At 35.6% G+C, this 17,266-nt stretch carries 11 protein-coding genes; 2 read left to right on the top strand and 9 right to left on the bottom strand.

Annotation, left to right across the window (positions count from 1 at the left end):
• Positions 1-172: 172 nt before the first annotated feature.
• The 9 genes from ABWU87_RS00220 to ABWU87_RS00180 all read right to left on the bottom strand — a co-directional run bounded on the left by ABWU87_RS00220 (position 173) and on the right by ABWU87_RS00180 (position 15,305).
• The gene (locus ABWU87_RS00220) at positions 173-1,111 is read right to left on the bottom strand and encodes a ligand-binding sensor domain-containing protein (RefSeq protein ID WP_353332140.1); all 939 of its coding nucleotides are present in this window, start codon (positions 1,109-1,111) and stop codon (positions 173-175) included.
• A 21-nt stretch (positions 1,112-1,132) separates the two neighbouring features.
• A complete protein-coding gene (locus ABWU87_RS00215; RefSeq protein WP_353332138.1) occupies positions 1,133-2,191 on the bottom strand; it encodes a DUF4434 domain-containing protein in 1,059 nt (352 codons plus the stop codon).
• Positions 2,192-2,553: 362 nt separating this feature from the next.
• Entirely contained in the window at positions 2,554-3,759 is a 1,206-nt protein-coding gene (locus tag ABWU87_RS00210; protein WP_353332136.1) for a glycoside hydrolase family 27 protein, read from the bottom strand.
• Positions 3,760-3,921: 162 nt separating this feature from the next.
• Positions 3,922-5,061: a glycan-binding surface protein gene (locus ABWU87_RS00205; RefSeq protein ID WP_353332134.1), complete on the bottom strand. Its 1,140-nt coding sequence runs from the start codon at positions 5,059-5,061 to the stop codon at positions 3,922-3,924.
• Positions 5,062-5,086: 25 nt separating this feature from the next.
• Complete coding sequence (locus ABWU87_RS00200; protein WP_353332132.1) at positions 5,087-6,796, bottom strand: RagB/SusD family nutrient uptake outer membrane protein; 1,710 nt, start codon at positions 6,794-6,796, stop codon at positions 5,087-5,089.
• Positions 6,797-6,829: 33 nt separating this feature from the next.
• A complete protein-coding gene (locus ABWU87_RS00195) occupies positions 6,830-10,057 on the bottom strand; it encodes a SusC/RagA family TonB-linked outer membrane protein (RefSeq protein WP_353332130.1) in 3,228 nt (1,075 codons plus the stop codon).
• 84 nt (positions 10,058-10,141) lie between these two features.
• On the bottom strand, positions 10,142-12,457 hold the full coding sequence (locus ABWU87_RS00190) for a DUF4434 domain-containing protein (RefSeq protein WP_353332128.1): 2,316 nt from the start codon (positions 12,455-12,457) through the stop codon (positions 10,142-10,144).
• Positions 12,458-12,563: 106 nt separating this feature from the next.
• Positions 12,564-13,730, bottom strand: a complete 1,167-nt coding sequence (locus ABWU87_RS00185) for an AGE family epimerase/isomerase (RefSeq protein ID WP_353332126.1) — start codon at positions 13,728-13,730, stop codon at positions 12,564-12,566.
• Between the two features lie 129 nt (positions 13,731-13,859).
• Positions 13,860-15,305 (bottom strand): sugar porter family MFS transporter, encoded by a 1,446-nt coding sequence (locus ABWU87_RS00180; protein ID WP_353332124.1) that lies wholly within the window; start codon positions 15,303-15,305, stop codon positions 13,860-13,862.
• 976 nt (positions 15,306-16,281) lie between these two features.
• Here ABWU87_RS00180 and ABWU87_RS00175 point away from each other — a divergent pair.
• Positions 16,282-16,620 (top strand): DUF6970 domain-containing protein, encoded by a 339-nt coding sequence (locus ABWU87_RS00175; protein ID WP_353332122.1) that lies wholly within the window; start codon positions 16,282-16,284, stop codon positions 16,618-16,620.
• Between the two features lie 8 nt (positions 16,621-16,628).
• Positions 16,629-17,183 carry a hypothetical protein gene (locus ABWU87_RS00170; protein ID WP_353332120.1) on the top strand — a complete coding sequence of 185 codons (555 nt, stop codon included), beginning with the start codon at positions 16,629-16,631 and terminating at the stop codon, positions 17,181-17,183.
• Positions 17,184-17,266: the final 83 nt, after the last annotated feature.

The raw sequence follows: 17,266 nt of genomic DNA, 5'->3' as shown, positions 1-17,266 counted from the left end.
ACGTTGCATTCGATTTATTTTCGAATTCGACTGTAAGTTTTACATTTTTAAAAAACTGTTTTTTCATAAAACCTAATTTATAGAAATACACCTTTGTAATTTATATTATTAGCTAAGAGATACAATATCATAAAGAATAAACGCTTATATATTTTTTAAAACGATATTCATTTCAATCATACTCAACAATAGAGATTCCTTTGCTGGTTCCGATATATATTCTATCCTGATGGACTGTTATAGTTTGCACCCTATTATCAACTAACGGACTATTTTCTATTGAATAAGTAGTCCAGTTCTTTCCATTGAAAAAAACAACCCCTTTATCAGTCCCCGCCCAAATAAATCCTTTCTGATCTTCTGCTATACAAAGAATCAGATTGGACGGTAAACAGGAATCCTCTTTTTTATATATCAACCAATCCTTTCCATTAAATCTGGCCAGGCCATTTGTCGTACCAATCCAAATGCCATTCTTTGAATCAGCACATAATGAGTACACATCATTATCAGGTAATTTACTATTTGTCTTATTATATAATTTTGTTCTCCCAGATTCATTATAAACTGTTAAGCCATGATATGTTCCAAACCAAATATTATTTTTTGAGTCACTGCTAATAGAAGTTACAGTACTATCACCCAGGTTTATTTCATCTTTTTTATAAGAATTCCATCGACCATTTATAAAAGAATACACACCACAGTTCCAATCACCGACCCAAACATTTCCATTTCGATCGCCGTTTATTGCAAAAATGCATCCGGCAGGTTTAATATCGGTTATTTGAGTCCAATGTTTGTCGTCATCACTTCGATAAAGTCCACCACCCCAAAGTCCAATCCACTTGACGTTCTGTTTATCAATATAAAAATCATGAATAAATGCATTTGCCGGACCTACTTGCTCCCATTGCCTTTCTCCAAATTTATATATCCCATTCCAGGTTCCAACCCACATATTGTTATCCTTATCAAATTGAATAGAACATATATCATTTCCAGGTGAAAAAGCATTGGAAATCCTGCATTCAGTCCATTTGGTTTGTGAATGAGCATAGAATGCTATCATCACAAAGAAAACCATGACTATTTTTCTATTATTCCTCATTTTAAGTCGTATTAGTTTTTGTTATTCCTGAGCTTTAAGCCAGTTCATATAATCTGTATATAGCTTAGATGAATTCGGGTGTCCGACGTAAGCCTGAGAGTCAGGTTTATTCATTATTCCAAGATATTGATAAACCAGGATGTTTTCAACAAAAGGAGATATGTCCTCCATTTGCTTTAGTATTCTATTGAAATCTGCTGGAATCAATGGACTTTTATAAACCTCATTTTCAAATTCAAAAATCTCCATGTCTGCCCAAAGTCTTGCACGACCAGCTTTGGCATGTGCCTTGTATAATGCCTCGAAATACTTACCGGCATATCCTACTTTTGTTTTCTTCACACCAATTTCATCCTGATAAGCAATAATATCAATATCGAGTTTTTCGAGCTGCCGCACATACTGGTCGTCCAAACGAATTGATTTTGTACCATAAGGAGCGATTAAATTAACAGAATGAGGTGTTAATTCCTTTGCGACTTTATTGCATCTATTCACATAGTTGATCGTTGTATCGTCAATGAAATTCCAAAGGCCAGATTCATTAGGATAATACCATCCATAAAAGCTTTTATGGTGCGAATATTTTTCAGCTATTTCTTCCATCGCTTTTTCACGCAGCTTTGCCACGTCCGAATCAGTCATCATCTTATTCAAATCCTGCCAATTGCCCCAGAAATCATTGCTGATAAAGAATTTAATGCCGCATTCGTCAGCTGCTGCCAAAATTGCTTCGAGCGGATCACTGCAAGCATAATCACGACGAGGTTGAAGCTTAGAAGGATAGTAAGTTTTGCCTGCATTAGCCACAGCCATCAGAACAAGATATTGCATACCAGTTTCACTAATCTCTTTAATCTTAGATTTCCATTGCTCCTCAGTAAATTTTGGCAAAACGGAATTCCAATATTTTCCTTCCGGGCCGAATCCATGCTCAAATTCAAACCATGATCCCATTATAGGTTTAATTTGAAGATTCCTTTTCCACTCTAAAGAAGCATTAGATGCAAACAAATCGTTCATCAGCAGCAACGATGCAGATGCCAATCCACAATTTTTAAAAAAACTACGTCTATCCATAATTACATATTTACAAAATATTCTAAAAGCACAACAACTCACACAAATAGGTCATTATATTACAGCCGATTTTTCTCTTAAATTTTTCAGCAAATACTATTCGGATGCTATAATAAATACACATGGAACTTTTTCTTCTTCAATTGTCCAGTGATTAACTGTTACTTGTAATAAGAAAACCCCATTCCTGAGAATATAATTTTATCCTATCTCCTTATTAAAAATTAAACGACTATTTTTAACTCTTTTCTTCTACCCTGTCAAGTATATAAAAGAGAATTTATTTATATGTGTCTGAGGATTCATTTACATAAAAAACAGATTGATAAATTCTCTTTCTATATAAACTCACACTTGCAAGGTTATTTATATAATCTCAACATGAGTGATTGGTTTTTCTCTAATTTACATTTTAATACTTTGTTTGTCTTTCCCATTTCCTTATGAGAATACAAATTTCTAATTTTGTACGCCTTATCATTTGAGAATGATATCTCATAATTATAAATATTGTCCTTTATATTTTTTCCATTCCATTCAAAATTTAACTCCGAAGGCTTATCAGATCGGTTAGAGAAACAAATTGCCCATTCATTATTAATTAAAGGTCTCACCCATATTTCAATATTATCTTGAACCGTATCATATTTAAACCCTTGAATCCCTAACGAGTCCTGGCTTACAGCTATTATATCTTTGTTTTTTATAAGATTCAATGTTTCCTGAGAAATATTTCTTAAATCGTTCCCTAAAATTAAAGGAGAAGCCAATATTGCCCATAATGCAAAATGAGTTTCTTCTTCAAAGTATGATAAACCACCATTCCCAATTTCCATCATATCCATATCATTCCAGTGACTAGGGCCAGCCGCTTTTCTAAGTTTTTCCTGATCTCTTAGATTTACGATTTGCACTACTCCATATCTGTCTTTTGAACCATCAAAACAATTATTAATATCGCCGGTTGTTCTCCAACTATGCCCAATCTCTTTGGCCCATTCCCAGGGTTGATTATCCCCCCATTCACAAAGGCTGAAAAAAACGGGACGTTTCGCGGCATAAAGCGCATCTCTCATGGTTGTATAGGCTTCTCTGGCATTCATTAGTCCTGCATAACACCAATCGTATTTCAAATAATCCACTCCCCATTCAGCAAATTTCAATGCATCCTGAAATTCATGGCCACGGCTTCCAGGATAACCGGCACAGGTTTTATCACCCACGCAACTATATAATCCAAACTTCAAGCCTTTTGAATGTATATAATCTGCCAACGCCTTTATTCCATGCGGAAATTTTTCAGGATGGGGTATAAAGTTTCCCTGAGCATCGCGTTGCATACCCATCCAACCGTCATCTAACACAATATATTCGTATCCTACATCTTTTAGCCCTAAGTTGACAAATGCATCAGCTATATCTTTTACAAGCTGTTCGTCTATTTTAGTTCCGAAAGCATTCCAACTATTCCATCCCATTTGCGGGGTTTTCCCTAAATTTTCAAACTTCTGCGAAAATGAATAAATTGAAAAAAAGAGAAGAAAAAATGATAATAATATTTTATTCATATAAGGATTCATTATTTATTGGCTATGAATTCTATTGTAAAGCAATTTTAAAAACATCAGAGAATACATTTACTAATTAATGCCCTCAAGTTGTACATATTAAAATAATATGTACAACTCTTAAGACATTAATTAGCACTCAAATCTGAAAACTTACTAAGTTTATTCTTTCTGATAAATACGGAAATTATCAAAATACATTGCAATCGGTTCAACCGGAGCAAAGTCTTCCACACGAATATTTAAAGAATAGGCTGTCCAAGTACCTGTATAACCCATCGGAATTATTTTTTCCAATGGAATATTCACTGTTTGCCATACTCCCATATTTTGAACAATAAATGTTTCTCCACTCATTGGAGTTGGTGCAACAGCCCAATAATAATAAATAAAGAAATTAGTGGTTTTTACTGGCAATCTCATATTGAGCTCGAACCTTAGGGTATACTTATCTGGATGCTGCATCATATCCAACGTATAATTCACATCACTCGTGAAGAAGTAGAACCACCCTAATCCATTTGGATAAGTAGCCTGATCTACTTCAAACCGAAGGTATTTGCCAGATGTAGGCTTAGGATCCTTCCATTCGCCAACCCATTGCTGACCAGTTGAACTTGTATAGGGGAAGTCTGAATCAAAAGTAGTGATTACATTGTGCTTATCCTGATAATAGCCAGGACAAACCGCCTCCACATTGTATTTCTTGTTGATAGCTTTAACTCTTACATTTGACTGTACATTAAGAGGAACTTTGGCTGTAATATAGTTATCTGTCGCTTTTATTACAGGGCTTTCAACGCCACCAAATGAAACAGTTGTATTTGAGCTACTAACTTCATAGAGAGATATGAATTTCCCGTAAATCTTGATTGTATCGCCAGGAAGAGTATATTCATTGAACATGCCAGTCAGCTGAAGATTCGGGATATCAATTTTAAAATCAAAAGCTGTTTCTCCGCCGGAAGTCATAACAGTAACTTTGTTATTCACCTTTTTAGGCAGTTTTACTGGCACCTGTACATACAAAACATCATTTTCATAATACATATCTTTCATTTGCACAGTAACATCATTAAATAGAACTGAATCTGTCTGTTCAAAATTACCTCCCTGTATAGCAATCCAATCTCCCATCTTTCCACCTATTATAGGAGTTTTCAGGTCTTTGATTGTTGTCACTTGACTAAAAGTGGGCAATCCAGGAGTTCCATTGTCATCGTTTTTACACGAGGTGATCGAAACCGTTAGTAATGTCAGCAATATGAGCATTACATTCTTTGTTATATTTATCGTTTTCATATATAAACCATTTTAAGATTAATAATTACCACCCCGGGTTGTTTGTTTCAATATATGGATTTACATTTACAACATCAGCTGGCAATGGTAACAAAAGATGTCTTTGTTCACGTCTTTTAATAACTCCATTTTCATCTACTCCACCAATGGAATTCATTGTTTGGAGATAGATCCCCCAACGCAATAAATCAAATCGGCGAATACCTTCTGCAGCAAATTCTTTTACTCTTTCTTGAAGAATGTATGAACGGAATGATTCTTGTGTCCAAGGATTTATAACTCCAATTTCCGAAACTTTTTTGCTCTTGTTTCGATTATTTAGTTTTTCAACCTGTGTAATTGCTTCGTTTGTAGGTCCTCCATTAACTTCATTAGCAGCCTCTGCGTAAAGCAACAGAACTTCAGCATAGCGAATAAATGGCCAGTTATAATCAGTTCTTTTGCCATCTAATGGCACTGAGACCTGCCTGAATTTCATCAGTTTAGAACCATACAAGTGTGCATCATACCTTAAAATATCGGTAGTTTTGTATCCATCAATACCCAATCTGACCTTCACACTATCTTTCGCAGGATAATAGCTCCATTGAAGCTGGCCTGTTGATTCAACATAATTAAATGGAGTACGGTGTATCACTCCCCATGTGATTCGTTCATCTGTATCATCAAAGAGTTGGTACCAATGATCACGTTGTACATAATAACCAGAAGACATTTGACCATTTTCTTTATAGTATCCGGCATAATCAGTAGCAACATAATTACTCAAAACATCATTACCAGCCAGTGTCTGGAGAGAGAAAATAAATTCTTTCCCATTTTTACTTGCCGGATTCCACAACTCCTGTTGTGATGAATAAAGATCAAAATCACCTAAGTCAATAAGTTCCTTTGCTTTGTCCATTGCCAATTTATAATAAGCTTTTGAATCGAAGCTTTCATAACCGGCTACCAGATCTTTTTCGAATGTTTGTTTTGAGGGATATGGCACCCGCACTTTGTTATTATTATCATCGAAATAGAAAGGAACTCCTTCCATCACAGAAATCTTATTCCCTTTAGCCATAGAAGCTGAACCGATAGTACAGTATACTTTTGCCAACAATGCCTTCGCTGCCCCACGGGATACATGACCTTTTACAAATTCGGCATCATGAGTGGAATACATAGCAGTTTCAGCAAATTTCAATTCATCAATGATATATGCATAAACATCCTTTATCGGAGAACGAGGCAAGTTGAAATCACCTCCTTCTGAAACTGATTTTTTAAACAAAGGCAGATCACCATAGTACTGAACCAGGTTGAAATAAGACCATGCACATAGAAAAGCCAATTCACCCATTGCATTATTTTTCTCCTTTTCAGGAATATCCATCTGGTTTATCAAATAAGAATGGTACTGCGCTCTATGAATACATTGGTAATAATATTTATAAAAGTTTATGTTAGAGCCATTTTCATAGAAATTACCCGCACCGATGTCACCAAACGCCCACGTCGGACCAGTTTGATAATCTGTATCAAAGTTTGCTATCGTATGGTAATTCCCCCACTCAAAACCAAAACTCATTGCATTGTATGCACCTGAAACAAGTTCTTTATAACTCTTTGCAGCAATCAGATTATCTCCTGATACAAAAGTATAAGCCTTTTCATCAAGTACGTCTGAACATGAACTTCCCGCTACAAGTATAAATGTTGCTGCGATGTATTTTAAAATATTATATTTCATTTTATTTACTATTAAGAATGAATACTTTGCACTTTAGAAAGTCACCTGAATACCCAGATTAAATGTTCTGGCACTTGGATATGAATCCATATCAACACCCCGACGAGAAGTATCACTTCCAAAAGTGTTTACATCAGGATCATACCAGCGGTATTTGGTAATTGTAAAGAGATTGTTAACAGCAAAAGTTAGATTTACAGCTTCAATTTCCTTGATCGGATTATTAAACCTATAAGTTAAACTTACATTTTTCATACGTAAATACTCTCCATTTTCAACGAATCGATCAGAGGCTTTCAAACTTCGTGTGTAGGTAATGTCTGCTCTAGGGAATTGTGCATTTTCTCTATTAGATTCAGTCCACCTGTTATCCCATACAAATTTCGGCATATTAGTAGTTGAAGCCATATCATAATTTTTCATGTTAACATTCAAGATATCATTACCCTTTGTGCCTTGTAAAAAGAAGCTCAGAATAAAATCTTTATAAGTAATAGTATTTGTTATACCATAAGTAAAATCCGGATTAGTATTACCAATAATAGCTTTATCTTTATTGTCAATAATTCCATCACCATTATTGTCTTTATACTTAACCTGACCAATCATACTCTTGATTTTAGCATCTGATTCATTTTTGTACAATGGATTTGCTCTTACTTCCGCTTCATTGTCAAAATATCCATCTTCCTGATATCCGTATATAACACCAATAGGTTCTCCGTTTCGTCTCAGGAACATACTTTCCAATCCCCAGCAAACATCAGAAAACTGATCAGAGTTCAATCCACCAACTTTGTTTCGGTTAAAAGACATATTTGCATCCATCCTCCATGTAAAATCTCTGTCTTTAACAATTAAGAAATTACCTGAAATTTCAAGCCCTTCGTTTTGAACGTTTCCATAATTAGATGCCATAGAAAGGAATCCAGATGACATGTCAGTATATACATATTGCAACAGGTCGTGAGTTTTCTTTCTATAAACATCGAATACAAAATTCACCCTATTATCAAAGAAGCCAACATCCATACCAATATTATATTGATCTGTTGTTTCCCACTTCAAATTCGGAGCAGCCGGTCCTCCCCAACGATCTTCTGCAAATCCATTGGTAAGAGCCCCATTAACAGGATACTGTTGAACAGTAAATCTGGACCGTGTTGCATAAGCGTTAACACTTTGATTACCTGTTTGTCCGTAGCTAAATCTCAGCTTCAGATTATCAAAAATGTTTAGGTTTTTAATAAACTTTTCTTCTGACAAACGCCATGCTACAGCTCCAGAAGCAAAGTTAGACCAACGATGGTTTGCTAAACGGCTTGATCCATCTCTACGGAAAGAAGCAGTAAGCAAATACTTATCAAGCAATATGTAGTTTACACGTCCCAGATAAGACATCAGTGATGTCTTTCCTTTATTTGAATAGTTTTTGTTTTGAACTATAGCTGCGTACATATTGTTTTCTTCGTTAAGGTCATTAGCAAATCCAGAACCACTCATGCTTTTTCCACCCCAATTCACATTTTCATATGACCAACCGGCAACTGCGTCAACATGATGTGCTTTATTAATATCCATATTAAATGAAAGCAATGATTCTGTTGTCACACTTTCATAATAGTCATCAGCCTGCGAAGCGTAACCATTGGTCGGTGCCACTCCACCGCTGATATATCTATTGTAATACTGATTACGTTTACTCTGACTATATCCATAACCTAAATTCTGTCTGAAATTAAGATGTTTATTAAATGTAATCGTAGCATATGTTGAGTTGTATAAATTCATTGACTCCAATAAATTTTTTGCAGTCCGAACATAAAGATATGGATTTGATAATCCATTAGAAAAATCTTCTGAATAACCAGATGGCTGATCTGGATCATAAATATTTCTTGTCGGATTAAAACCTATTGCATCATTAACAATTCCATAAGTTTCCGTATTTGTACGAGCCATACGATTCAGAGACTTTGATGCAGTCAGATTGTTTCCTATCTCAAACCAATCTGTCACCTTGCGGTTAATGTTTGATCTTACAGTATATCTTTTAAAATAAGATTTGAGAATAATTCCTTGTTGATCCAGCATTCCCATCGAAAGCATATATTGTCCTTTTTTATCACCACCAGATAAACTCAGATTATAATCTTGAGAAAAAGCTGTCTGATAAATCTGTTTCTGCCAGTCTGTACCATTATTCATATATCCATTTGCAAAATCCTGTGGACTTGGAAGATAAGTACTGTCTACATTCACAATTTGACCAGTATTGGGATCTTTTAGCTTCTCAAAAGTCCATCGGCCAGGGATTGGAAATGGTAATGATTCATCTGACACATAATCTTTTCCATCATACTTGTATCCCATGATGGTTTCTTCATTTCTGAATTGTGCATATTCAGAGGCGTTCAGAACTTCGATCAACTTAACAGGTTTTGATACACCATAATTTGCACTCAATTCGATCTTTGTTCTTCCTTCACTCCCATTTTTAGTTGTAATCAAGATAACGCCATTTGCACCACGCGAACCATAAATTGCTGTTGCAGAGGCATCTTTCAGAACCTCTATGGATTTAACATCGCGCGGGTTAATTAAACTCAATGGATTATTGGTTTGCTTGGTAGCATAATCGGTGTCAGGAGCATTGCCTGTGTTAAAAGGTACCCCATCAATCACATACAAAGGTTCTGCACTGGTTGTAAATGAGTTTGCCCCTCGAATCTGAATGCTAATCCCTGCACCAGGTGCACCGTCAGACTGACTTACCAAAACACCTGCAATCTTTCCTTGTAATGCCTGATTAATGGTTGCAGGAGCCGTTCTCAAGATATCTTCACTTTTCACAGAAGCGATAGAACCTGTCAAATCTCTTTTCTTTACGTTACCATAACCAATAGCAACAACTTCATTGAGAACTGTGACCGATGTTGTTATTTTTACATCAATTACTTTCCGTCCTTTTACAGCTTCTTCTATTGTTTCGTGACCAATAAAAGAGAACTTTAAAACAGCATTTTTTAAATCTCTGACACTAATTGCGTATTTACCATCAATGTCAGTAATAGTACCATTTTTTGTACCTTTTTCTGCTACAGAAACCCCTATGAACGGTTCTCCATTTTCATCAAAAACAGTCCCTTTTACAGTTCCTGATTGTGCATAGACAGCCATTGCAGAGAGAGACATCAACATTAAAAGCAAACCTGCTTTAAAATGCTGAAAAGTCCTGAATGATTCTTTCCATTTTTTCATAAAAATTAATTTTTAAAGTTGAGTAATTACTATTTTTCTGTCGATTCCGAAATTAAAATTCTCACCAAAAAAACATCAAAATATCTATAGTTTTTGCACACTGATTTTCATCGATTCATTTCCATTAGCATTATATGTCGATATCTCATATAAGTTATTCTGGAACTTATTTTTATCAACATATTCAATAATTGAAGCACTTTCATTATAAGGGATATTTACTAGCAGATTTCCATCTTTATAGATATAATACCCCAATAAATTCGTCTTATTTTCAGGTGATTTCCATTTTAAAGCTGCTCTTCCATTCTTATTGATTTTAAGAGTTGATTCGGAGACCGGATCCGGGGCAGACAACTTGGGAAGTTCGCCCGTGTTGCAATACTCCATATAGGCATTATGGTATTGCTTGTTCACTTGCAAAGGACTATAATAATGGCTATACGCAAATGTTATGATTTTATTTACATAAGGATTCACTGCATCCAGCTGTTTCCTAAAACGTCCAAGAGAGGCTGTCGTCCAAAACCTTTGATCAAAGATCTCTACATTTGCCCAAAATTTCAAACCGGGTTTTGTATTAACCGCCTGTCGAATATTAGAGAACCATTCAGGAAGTGTTTCAATTTCTAACCCTCCTGCTCCAACGCAATCCTGAGGTGAGAAGATGTCTCCGTTTTTAAAATGCGTCCTGGCAAAAACTGATTCCCAAATTTTGCGGTTCTCAGCTGCAGTGCCAAGTTTCTGATTTACAAAAGGAGAAAGCATGAATGGCATATCGGGAGTTAGCCTATTTAGATGGTCCAAATTTATATTCAACGCATTCGCAAGAATAAACTGATTTTCTTCTGTGTTGGCATGTAAATTATCTACCTCCCATACCCAATACCAGCCATACATAGTATCACCATATTTTTTCTTATAAAGAGCTACTAATTCATCGGCTATTTTATTTCCATTTTTCATCTGTTGATAAAGCCAATCGGGTGTAAAATCAACCGACCACCATTTATCATTCATATTTAATCCAACGAAGACTTTAAGTCCACACTTTTTTGCATTACGAAGGCATAATTCCAGAAGATCTTTCGAAGGTTTCTCATTTTTCCCAGCATAAGAACTTGGATAAAGGTATGTACTCCGGCCATTTTTATCAACTAATAATGTAGGTGCAAAAATGAGGTATTTCATTCCTGCCTCTTTTAAGGTTTTCAACTCCTGAAACCATTGATCATCATCCCAATTTTTTACCAGGGATTCTTGAATGAAAGATCCCTCTGCAATCGGGTAAGAGCGAGCACGATTTTTCTGTTCGAAGGTATACTCATTCAATATTCCATTCAACGTCTCAATATAAGTGTTAAAACATAGTTCATCTTCATACAAATTTATTACTCGTCCACCTCTTTCCAATACTTCTTTGTATGCTGGAGCATAACCTGTTTTCCTGCCAAAAGCAAGAGAGATTTCTCCATTGGCATCTACTAAATAATCATTGTTATGATCGTGCCCCACAAATACGCCCATCAAATCCTTCTTCTCGAGAAAGGAAGAGAAAAGGCCACAATTTATATTGGCAGAACAGACTGCTTCCTCTTTCGTACCTATCGCGGAATTAATTCTCAAGATTTGATCATATTCAGGAAGAGGGATATGAAAAAAAGCGAGTGAAGGAAGCACTTTTCCATTCTCTTTTGCATAGAAATCCCTCTGATTACGATACCATTCAATCTGATCAGGCTTTATCCAGTCATAGACTCCAAACATCTTATTTTTTGGATAAGAATGAGAATCAAAGAGATAAAGAAGCCATTTATTCTGGCTACCATCCGAAGATTGGATAGGAAGAACACAATTTCCCGCTCCCGAAATCCCTCCCTCGGCATTGTATGTAATATTGTAAGGAATTGTTTTCAGCACCTCCAAAGCCTGCAACTTTGTTAGGTCTGTTTCAGTATCATGATTACCAAAAGTTACAGCAAAAGGAACTTTGGCTTCTACCATAGGCAAAGTCACCTCTTTCCATTCTTCCGTTGCTCCCCAGGATACAATAACATCTCCGGTAATAATTACAAGATCGGGCTGCTCTTTTTTAATTAGACTTCTCATCAGAACCAAGGTACTATCATTGTATTTTTTATACCCGCTCCCTTTTACCCAATGAATATCCGTAAACTGAATTATCTTGAATTTTCCAGCATTAAATTTTAATTTAGGCAGTCCCTTACAACTTTTATCTTCTATTGTTCCACATATGAGATTCTTTCCATCAACATCTTTACTACTGACAATCGAAGGCTTTGAAAAAAGGTTCTGCAAAGAAATGAAAGAGATTATCAATAAAATGAATATAAACATCCTATTGCTAGAAAGGACTGCATTAATTTTCGTTTTTTTCATTATTCTGTTTTTGTAAAATAAGACTACAAACAATCTATTAATAACAATAAAGTTGAAATTCAATTTCAACGCATTAAAATCAAATCTAAATGATTGTCAGTTCGGCTTATTCTAGCTGATCTAATACTTGCCAGCATTGGTAAAGTCCGCGCGGAACGTGGAAACAGCCTTTCCATTTCCCGCCTTTTAGTGGCAGAAGAACCTCACCACGACGATTCAGGTAGCCAAACCACTCGGGATATTGTGGATCTTTAAAGTGAGTCCAAACGTAATTATGCACTTTTTCAAACCATTCAAGACACTCTTCCGAGCCAGTTAATTGGTAACCCTTTAGCAAGGAAATCATGGTTTCAATATGCACCCACCAAAGTTTCTGGTCCCATTCCAATTGTTGTGTAGGATTACCTAGGCGATCTTTGAAGTAGAATATTCCTCCGAACTCTTTATCCCAGCCATAATTTACCATGGTTAGAGTGGTATTTTTCGCTTTTTCAATCAAATCGGGACGATTCAGGCGCTTACCCAGATCCATGATAAACCACATGGCTTCGATAGAGTGTCCTGGATTAACCAATCTCCCATCAAAACAGTCTGATAATTTACCATCTGTGGTTACATTCTCAATAATGATTCCCCCCAACTCTGGGCGATAAAAAACATCCATCACTTCATGAATGCACGTTTCAATCGTCTTATCCAGGAAATCTTTATCAAGCAAAGGCTCGATCTCCAGTGCCAGGTTACAAAGTATCATTGGAAGGGCAAAGTTCTTCAAATCTCGAGTTCCGGAATATACCTTATTCCATTTACCTTTGGGATTTTCAACTTTAGAAAGGATAATATCAAATGTTTTCTTGGCAATTTCAGCATATTCTTTATTACCTGTAGCCAGACTAAGTTGTCCGAAAGCCATAGTGGCAAAAGTGTACGAAAAGATATTGTAAGGTTCAACCAGAGGATTTCCTTTACGGTCGAGAACGAAATACCAGTTATAATTGCCATCATGACCGTACTTTCTCAGGAATTCACCTCCTTGCACGGCACAATCCAACCATTCTTGTCTTTTTTCCACTTTGTTATACAACATGGAAAAAAGCCATACTTCCCTTCCTTGAAGCCATATGAATTTATCGGTATCAAAAACTGAACCGTCTCTTTCCAGACAAGTGTAATAACCACCAAACTCTTTATCCTGTGAGTTTTCAATCCAAAAAGGAAGAACACTATTCAATAGTTCATCCTTGTATTGTTTTGCCAAATTTTTAAAGTTCATAGAGATTTATTTAAATGTTAATATTCTTGGCAGATTAACCAATTGCAAAGCAATTGAATATATCATCAGCCTATGTCTTTCGAAAAGACATAGACTTTATTATATTAAGTCAAAGATTCGTTTTTTTCTCTACATAGTGTAGATTTCTTCAGAAACACTATTTGTTAAAAGGGGTTCTTTTTCCCATATCCTTTCAATCTCTTCGAGAGATTTTCCAGTTGTTTCAGGAACCAGTTTCCATACAATCAAGATGTATGGCACGCACATTATGGCAAATAAGATAAACGTTCCGGCCGGAGTCAGGTTCTCAAGCATCCAGGGAGTAAGCTGACCTATCAGATAGGTGCCAACCCATAACGAAAATCCGGCAACAGACATCGCCAATCCTCTCACTTTGATGGGGTACATCTCCGAAAGCAATACAAATATGACAGCACAAATTGATACGGCACAACAAAAAATGTAAGCCAGAAAACAAATAAGAAGGAATACATTCGGAATTGCCAATGCCTCGCCTTCGATAAAATAAAAGGCTATCATAATCAAGGAAACAATCATACCTGTCACTCCATAGTAAACCAACTTTTTCCGGCCTACCTTGTCGATGATTGTCATGGCTAAAACGGTCGTCAACATATTTACAACACCCACAAGCACCTGATAGAACAGAGAGTCTCCTCCGGAAAGTCCGCTTTTCTCAAAAATAGTAGGCCCGTAATACAGTACTGCATTAACACCCATGAACTGTCCCAAAATAGCGATGGACACCCCAATCAGTATTGCTTTGAAGATACCAGGTTTGAAAATTGAAAGCCATTCCGATTTGTTATCCGACTTTGACACCTGGCGGGTTTCGTTCAGTTCGTATTGTGCATCTCTCTCATTACCATATATATGCTTTAGAATATCCTGAGCCAACAACTCTTTTCTTTTCAGGATTAACCAACGAGGACTTTCAGGGATAAAGAAAATAACTAAAAAGAATAGCAAGGCTGGAAGAGATTCCATTCCTAACATACCTCTCCACACTTCAGTATGGAATATTTTCTGCATTACCGGGTAATCTAGTTGAGCTGCTCCATTCTGAGAGTATTGCAACAAACCATAATTAACAAGATATGCGCCCAAAAACCCAATAGTCACAGCCAACTGATAAAGTGATACCAGCCTACCTCTGTATTTAGCTACAGAAACTTCAGATATATAAAGAGGAGAAATAATAGAAACTACCCCAATACCAATTCCCCCAATCACACGGTAAACAACTAATTCATAGAAATTGGCCGATATAGCACAACCAATGCCTGAAACAGAGAACAGAACTGCAGAGAGAATCATCGTTTTTTTTCTCCCAAATTTGTCGCTTAAAACGCCAGCAAAAAGAACACCGAAGATAGAGCCTATCAGTGCACATCCCACATACCACCCTTGTTGAATGGGATCAAGAGAGAAAATAGAGGTAACCTGAGTAATTGTACCTGAAATAACTGCTGTGTCGTAACCAAAAAGAAAACCTCCCAATGCAGCCACAAGTGAAAGAAAGAGAACATACCCAATATTTAATGTTGATTTCATAAAAGATAAATTTTAAGGCCATTAATTTAAGGCTATATACCAAAAATAAGTACTTAAGATCATCTACTTAAGGTAAGTATCAAAGATTATCTACTTATAAAGATAAGTATTTAAAGTTGTTTACTTAGGGTAAGTACTAAAGGGTGTCTACTTAAGGTAAGTGTTTAAGGTTATCTACTTAAAAGGATAAGTATTTAAAGTTGTCTACTTAGGATAAGTATTTAAGGTCATTAAAGCATTCAACGTATAAAAAACGTCAAGAAATACTTAAAACAGAGATGTCATGCAAAAAAAGCAGGCAATCTCAGATCAATAAATGTTAGACTTAAATTCATAATATTAAGGTTTTAGGAAAACTTAAGTTAACTCAGATAAAAAATAAACCACATGCAAACACAACAAATATACAAAATTTTATTATCAAACAAATATTTAATCGATTTTTTTTGAAATATAGATTATTTTTTATTATAATTATCTTACTATTAAATATTTAAAATAATTAATTAGCATAATTATGCAACTAATAAACAAATATAAAAAACAAGTTACACCACTCTTGAAGTATTAACAATTAACACTTTAGAAAATTATTTTAAAGATATTAACGAATTGCGTTTTATAATAATTTATTATTATTCTTTATGTATGGAATAGTTAAAGCTTAGATACAGGATAAAGCAAGAATTGCCACCAGCATGTTTTAGAGAACTCAGAACAAGAGGTAGATATTCTTTAGTTTGTGTTAGACAGAACTAAAGAAGTGAACCAAAAAGTGGGTATTTTCAACTATGCTATTTCTTTCTCATATTTTGGATGATTGGCCGTTCAGCATTTACACAGTTAAATAAGCAGTGTCAAATTTTCATATTAATCACCAACAACCTCATTTAAACATTATTTAATGCGTGCGGTGCAGTAAAGTCGCCGCACTATTGTTTATATTATATAAATCAACCTTAATAACTAAAAATCTATGAAAAGGTTACTATTCCTGGGAATTATTGTAATGATGGCACTTATAAGCTGTGAGAAATCACATCCGGATAATGGAATTCCCGAATGCATTGAGAGTAAGATAAAGGAATTAAGCACCTCAGTGCTGGCTGGTAAGGATGCAAATGTCACGGAATACAGATTTCAATGGAAAAGAGTTTATCTCTTTGATCCGGCGATGTGCTGTGATATGCCGAGTCCGGTGTTTGATTCAAACTGTAACTACCTGGGAAGTCTTGGAGGATTTGCTGGAAATACCATGATTAACGGCGAAGATTTTTCGAAAGCGAAATTCATTAAAATCATTTGGCATAAATAACATTGATTATGAAAAAGCTTATTCTATTATTTCTCACTCTTTTCATCTTTGGCTGCTCTGAAGAGAAAGACAAGATTGAATGGTCTCAAAATTCGATATTACTTCTAAAAGTAGACTATACCACCAATAAGTTTGAAGGAGGAAATGTGCAACAAATGAATGGAGACATTTCCAGTTCTGATACAATTCCTATTGCTGTGAATTATAAAGCTCCGGGCGACTTTGGGAACATCTCCCTCTATTATCTCCCTACAAATACTTTAATATTCGATGGTTCGATAATCTGGATGGGTACAGGTGTGATTAAACACCCGAAGGAATTTGTACCCGCAGATAAATTTGCTCTTTTAAGCAATCCTATTGATAAACCCGACGATTTCATGTTCAAATGCATATTCGGTCCTTCGCCGACTGATTATTCACTTATCTGGAATTCAATAAGCAAACTCAGGATTGTTGCTGAATACCTTAAAAGCAACAAGAGGATCAGCCTGTTTCTCTATACCCCGAGCGTTGGAATAGGAAATCCCAAGGAATGGGATTGGATTGTAATTATGGACTAAGCTGTGCCGTATATATAAGTAAAGCGACAGCCTACCCGGAGTAAATTCCAAGCAGGCTGTCGTTTTAATTATAAATGTACAGC

The sequence above is a fragment of the Bacteroides sedimenti genome (assembly GCF_040365225.1).
Classification (GTDB): Bacteria; Bacteroidota; Bacteroidia; order Bacteroidales; family Bacteroidaceae; genus Bacteroides; species Bacteroides sedimenti.
This window is presented reverse-complemented; position numbering and strand designations above follow the sequence as displayed.

Excerpts from the sequence above, each read along its gene's own strand:
- ABWU87_RS00220 (WP_353332140.1), bottom strand. The coding sequence starts at position 1,111 with ATGAGGAATAATAGAAAAATAGTCATGGTTTTCTTTGTGATGATAGCA.
- ABWU87_RS00210 (WP_353332136.1), bottom strand. The coding sequence starts at position 3,759 with ATGAATAAAATATTATTATCATTTTTTCTTCTCTTTTTTTCAATTTAT.
- ABWU87_RS00175 (WP_353332122.1), top strand. The coding sequence starts at position 16,282 with ATGAAAAGGTTACTATTCCTGGGAATTATTGTAATGATGGCACTTATA.
- ABWU87_RS00190 (WP_353332128.1), bottom strand. The coding sequence starts at position 12,457 with ATGAAAAAAACGAAAATTAATGCAGTCCTTTCTAGCAATAGGATGTTT.
- ABWU87_RS00170 (WP_353332120.1), top strand. The coding sequence starts at position 16,629 with ATGAAAAAGCTTATTCTATTATTTCTCACTCTTTTCATCTTTGGCTGC.
- ABWU87_RS00180 (WP_353332124.1), bottom strand. The coding sequence starts at position 15,305 with ATGAAATCAACATTAAATATTGGGTATGTTCTCTTTCTTTCACTTGTG.
- ABWU87_RS00185 (WP_353332126.1), bottom strand. The coding sequence starts at position 13,730 with ATGAACTTTAAAAATTTGGCAAAACAATACAAGGATGAACTATTGAAT.
- ABWU87_RS00200 (WP_353332132.1), bottom strand. The coding sequence starts at position 6,796 with ATGAAATATAATATTTTAAAATACATCGCAGCAACATTTATACTTGTA.
- ABWU87_RS00205 (WP_353332134.1), bottom strand. The coding sequence starts at position 5,061 with ATGAAAACGATAAATATAACAAAGAATGTAATGCTCATATTGCTGACA.
- ABWU87_RS00215 (WP_353332138.1), bottom strand. The coding sequence starts at position 2,191 with ATGGATAGACGTAGTTTTTTTAAAAATTGTGGATTGGCATCTGCATCG.
- ABWU87_RS00195 (WP_353332130.1), bottom strand. The coding sequence starts at position 10,057 with ATGAAAAAATGGAAAGAATCATTCAGGACTTTTCAGCATTTTAAAGCA.